The sequence below is a fragment of the Maribacter sp. ACAM166 genome, from assembly GCF_005771495.1.
In the GTDB taxonomy this organism is placed as follows: domain Bacteria; phylum Bacteroidota; class Bacteroidia; order Flavobacteriales; family Flavobacteriaceae; genus Maribacter.
Genome location: NZ_VAUW01000109.1, coordinates 1 through 623, shown reverse-complemented (window position 1 = coordinate 623; position 623 = coordinate 1). Strand labels below are relative to the sequence as shown.

Sequence of the window (623 nt, the reverse complement as noted above, 5' to 3'; positions counted from 1 at the left end):
CTATGACTTTATTTTTAAAGACCTGCTGTTTGGGTGATTGCTCTGGAATATCTTTTATTGACTCTACTCCGGTGAGGGTCTGCAAGAATAAACGCATACACAATCACAAGGTCTTCAAAGGTATCGCTAACACTGGTAAGTCTACCATGGGTTGGTTTCACGGTTTTAAGTTGCACATTATCATAAATGACAAAGGGGAGATTTTAAACTTTACCATTACACAGGCTAACGTAGACGATAGACAGCCCTTAAAGGAAGAGCGGTTTCTAGACAAGATTTACGGTAAGTTATTTGCAGACAAAGGTTACATTGGAAAGGATTTAATGCAGATGCTCTTTGTTGATGGTGTACAGCTAATCACATCGGTTAGAAACAATATGAAAAATTCACTAATGACTATGAGCGACAAAATATTGCTTAGAAAACGTTCGGTAATAGAGACAGTAAACGATGAATTAAAAAATATCTGTCAAATAGAACATTCAAGACACAGAAGCTTTGGTAATTTCTTGGTGAATATTATCTCAGGCCTTATTGCATATAGCTTCTTGCCCAAGAAACCTAGCATCAAATATCAAACCGTTAAAACAAATCAACTAGTTATGTTTTAATCGAACTCAGGT

1 protein-coding gene is annotated in these 623 nt (G+C 36.1%); it reads left to right on the top strand.

Features of this window, described 5'->3' with window-relative positions; all coding sequences use genetic code 11:
* Positions 1-611, top strand: a 611-nt coding sequence (locus ES765_RS21565) for an IS982 family transposase (protein WP_138116614.1), incomplete at its 5' end; no start/stop codon positions are given.
* Between the last annotated feature and the right edge of the window lie 12 nt (positions 612-623).